Raw genomic sequence first — 3,538 nt, 5'->3', positions numbered from 1 at the left:
ACATTGGTAAAATTGATTTTTTGGATGGTACGCATCCACATTATCGACGTTTGGAGACATGCGCCTAAGACCTTGATGCAAGCTGCCCTCGGGCGTTATCGAGCCTCGCGTCGTAGTTTCGCACAGCTACAAACGACAGCCTCGATACTCCTTCACCGGACGATACACGCTGAGCTCCTGCCGCGCCTGGACGAGTCGCTTGCCACAGAGTTTTTCTCGAACGGACGCTTCATAGCGGCGACGTGAAGGCAGAACTTATCGTATTCCGACACCCCAGGCGGCCACGTCGGGTCAGCCGGTCCGGAGATCGGAGTTCGAGCCGTTCAAAGATCCAAAATCGGACATCACGGCGCGGTGGAGCCAAGGTTGGGGCGGAGTATCCCAAGAAGTTTTTCGTTCAAGAGGCTAGAGATGTTCGGTTGAACACGCCGAAGTCGGAAAGCTGACACGGCGCTGGGGCCATTCCGCCGCAATTCAACAGCCAGGCTGGCGCTTAAGCGTGTTTGGCTGCTGTGGCGCAAGGCGCGCATCATATTTCGCGAGCGGCACGCCGTTTGCTGGGATCAGGAGCAGAAGCCGTCGCGGCCAAACTGGTCGCAGGCCGCCCCGCTCCGAGAGACTTCCCAATGAGGCTTGCCCGATTGATCCTGATCAATGCAACTCTGATTCTGATCCTGCTCCTGCTCGAAAAAGCAGCAGCGGTGAACATCAGTCCCACCCTTGCCGCAAACGTCCGTCTGCCGAGCAACGAGATTGCATCACCGCTCACTCAGACGACGCGGCTCGAGGCCGGGTTGAGCTCACGCGCGCACGGACAGGCTTGCAGCTGGATCATCCAACCCGCGCTTTGCATCCTTCTGTCGGCCGATCGGTTCCGCCCAAGTAAACAGAGCGAGAAGCGTCTCCCGGTATCGGGAAACAGCTTCACCTCTAAGAGCGGCAAGTTCGTGCTGTGGCGTTCGAATGTGAAGTTCGCCAATCGCGCGGATAGCCTTCAGATGATGTCTGTGGCAAAATCATCGATCTGCAATCCGGCCGCCGCACCTTATGATGGCGCAACGGCGGTGCAGGTCATGAAAGCGCCAGGCGTCAGTGCGGCGATTCAGCCGAGGGCCGATACCGCCAGCATCACACACGCCGATCGATCCGAGACCGGTAATGCCGAGCTCGGATTTGTCGCGCCGCCCGAGCTCACAAACAGCAAAACCCGTTTGCCCTGGCTGGTGGCGCGGGAGTCTTATGGCCCGATGGGGCCAAATGCCGTGCTGTTGGAGAGCGGCGCCAATACTAAAGCGACACGCGCTTTCGTCGATTTTCTTAAAGGGCAAAAACTCCACGCGATTATCGCGCGGGGTGGCTACGTGCAAAGCTAGAGTTGACGCATGGATGGCTTTTCGCCAGAGATCTGGGAATCGCTCGAGCTCACGGTCGAGCTCGCGAGCCTGACGACCGTGATCCTGCTGGTCCTTGGCACGCCGCTCGCGTGGTGGATAGCGCGCTCGAAGAGCCTTTGGGCTGAGGCGGTCGCCACGATCATCGCGCTGCCGCTGGTGCTGCCGCCAACAGTAATCGGTTTCTATCTGCTGGCCCTGCTCGGCCCGAACGGCCCGGGTGGCCTTCTCGCCTCTCTCTGGGGCGGGGCCACGCTCGCCTTCACCTTTACGGGGCTCGTGGTCGGATCGGTTTTGTCAGCGCTGCCTTTGATGGTGCAGCCCATCCGCAACGCCTTCGCTGCGATGGGTGACCGCCCGCTGGAAGTCGCTGCCACTCTGCGCGCCTCACCGTTATATGCCTTCTTCACGGTCGCCTTGCCTGTGGCGCGAACGGGTGTTCTGACAGGCGCCATGCTTGGCTTTGCGCATGCGATAGGCACGTTCGGCATCGTGCTTATGATCGGCGGCAACATTCCTGGGCGCACCAAGGTGCTGTCGGCCTATCTCTTCGACTATGTCCAAGCCTCGCGCTGGCGCGAAGCAAGCTGGCTTGCCGGGGCCATGGTGATGTTCGCCTTTGCGGTAATCCTCACCTTAACCTTGATCGACAAATACAGCGGAAGGAGGAGCAGGTGAGGATAGCCACGCCAGGCCGGATTGACATTGCCTTCAGCGGCAGTATCGCCGGCTTCTCGCGCGATACGCAATTCAGCGTACCCGCCAAAGGCGTGACGGCGATTTTCGGCCCACCAGGCTGCGGCAAGACCACGCTGGCGCGCTGCATCGCCGGCCTAGAGCCTTTGCGAAATGGTTTTTGCGCCATCGACGGCGAGGTGTGGCAGGATAGGACGACCTTTCGCCCACCCCATCTGCGTCCCATCGGCTACGTGTTTCAGGAGCCGAGTCTTTTTCCTCATTTGTCGGTCAGGCGCAACTTGCTTTACGGTGCACCCAAACCGAAGCCAACGCCGATCGCGTTTGATGAGGTGGTCGAACTGCTCGAGATAGCTCCGTTGCTCGACCGCTCTCCCTCACATCTGTCCGGCGGCGAGCGGCAGCGCGTCGCCATGGGTCGCGCGCTGTTGTCTCAGCCCAGACTGCTTGTGATGGACGAGCCGCTTGGCGCGCTCGACCGCTGCGCCAGACGTGAGATTCTGCCGTTCATCGAGCGCCTGCCCGAGAAGCTCGCGCTGCCGATGATCTACATCGGCCATGACATGGCGGAGATCGAACATTTTGCCGATTATCTCGTCATGATGGAGCGCGGCGTAGTGACCGCGGCCGGACCGCTGCAAGTCTTACAGAGAGATCCCGCGCTGCCGCTAGCGGCAAGCCGCGAAGCCGCCGTCAGCCTTGATGCCGTTGTCAGCGGCTATGATGGGCGCTATGGGCTACTCATTCTCCGCCTCAAAGGGGCGCGGCTGTTGGTGCCGGCGCCGCCGTTTGCACCCGGCGTGCACCAACGGCTGCGCATTGGAGCGAGCGACGTCAGCGTGGCGCGCGAGGCGCCACGCGCAGGCTCCATGATTAATGTCTTTCCGGCGCGCATCAGAGCCTGTTTGCCGCTCGGCGCGGCTGAGATCACGCTGGTTCTTGCGCTCGGCACCGGAGGCTCGGGCACGGAGATTTTGGCCCGCATCACGCGTTTCTCCTTTGATTCCCTTGGGCTAAAGGATGGGATGGACGTATTCGCGCAGCTCAAGCACGTCTCGCTGCTCTCGGCCTCTGAACCGCCATTGCAAATCGTGACGACCTCCAGGCCAGCAGCAGATCCTGGGCAGGCAAGCGCCGCGGCGTGAAACGAGCAAGCTCGCTCGAGAGGCGAGCGGCATCATCTTGAGGCTACATTTCATTGTGCCACGCAGGGCGGAGTTGAAGAGGCCGATATCGCAAGCCGGACGAGGCGGCCGAGCCATTGGACGGGGCACGCTGGCAACCTATGTGCGTGTCAAGCAAAGGCCCGCGCCATGTTTCTCGAACCGCACGCCAATTGCTGGGATGAGAAGCAAGAGCCGCCGCGGCTAACGCGTTCCCAGTGGCGTCCGGATTTCCCGATGAGGCTTGCCGATTGATCCTCATCAATTCAGTTCTGACCCTGTTTGTGG

The 3,538-nt window shown here is 60.9% G+C and carries 4 protein-coding genes; all 4 read left to right on the top strand.

Annotation, left to right across the window (positions count from 1 at the left end; genetic code table 11):
• Window positions 1–246, top strand: a 246-nt coding sequence (locus tag ACZYOF_RS42920; protein WP_463719508.1) for a hypothetical protein, incomplete at its 5' end; no start/stop codon positions are given.
• Window positions 247–641: 395 nt separating this feature from the next.
• Window positions 642–1,373, top strand: a complete 732-nt coding sequence (modA, locus tag ACZYOF_RS42915; RefSeq protein ID WP_463719507.1) for a molybdate ABC transporter substrate-binding protein — start codon at window positions 642–644, stop codon at window positions 1,371–1,373.
• A 9-nt stretch (window positions 1,374–1,382) separates the two neighbouring features.
• The gene (modB, locus tag ACZYOF_RS42910; protein WP_028169067.1) at window positions 1,383–2,069 is read left to right on the top strand and encodes a molybdate ABC transporter permease subunit; all 687 of its coding nucleotides are present in this window, start codon (window positions 1,383–1,385) and stop codon (window positions 2,067–2,069) included.
• Window positions 2,066–3,232 (top strand): molybdenum ABC transporter ATP-binding protein, encoded by a 1,167-nt coding sequence (gene modC, locus ACZYOF_RS42905; RefSeq protein WP_463719506.1) that lies wholly within the window; start codon window positions 2,066–2,068, stop codon window positions 3,230–3,232. Before modB ends, modC begins: the two co-directional genes overlap by 4 nt.
• The last annotated feature ends 306 nt before the right edge of the window (window positions 3,233–3,538 follow it).

Source organism: Bradyrhizobium sp. LeoA1Lang, assembly GCF_055413685.1.
The sequence above is the reverse complement of the archived record's forward strand: the minus strand, read 5'-3'. Positions and strand labels throughout refer to the sequence as shown.

What these genes read in the sequence shown, in the direction of transcription:
- modB (WP_028169067.1), top strand. Translation starts at nt 1,383, where the DNA reads ATGGATGGCTTTTCGCCAGAGATCTGGGAATCGCTCGAGCTCACGGTC.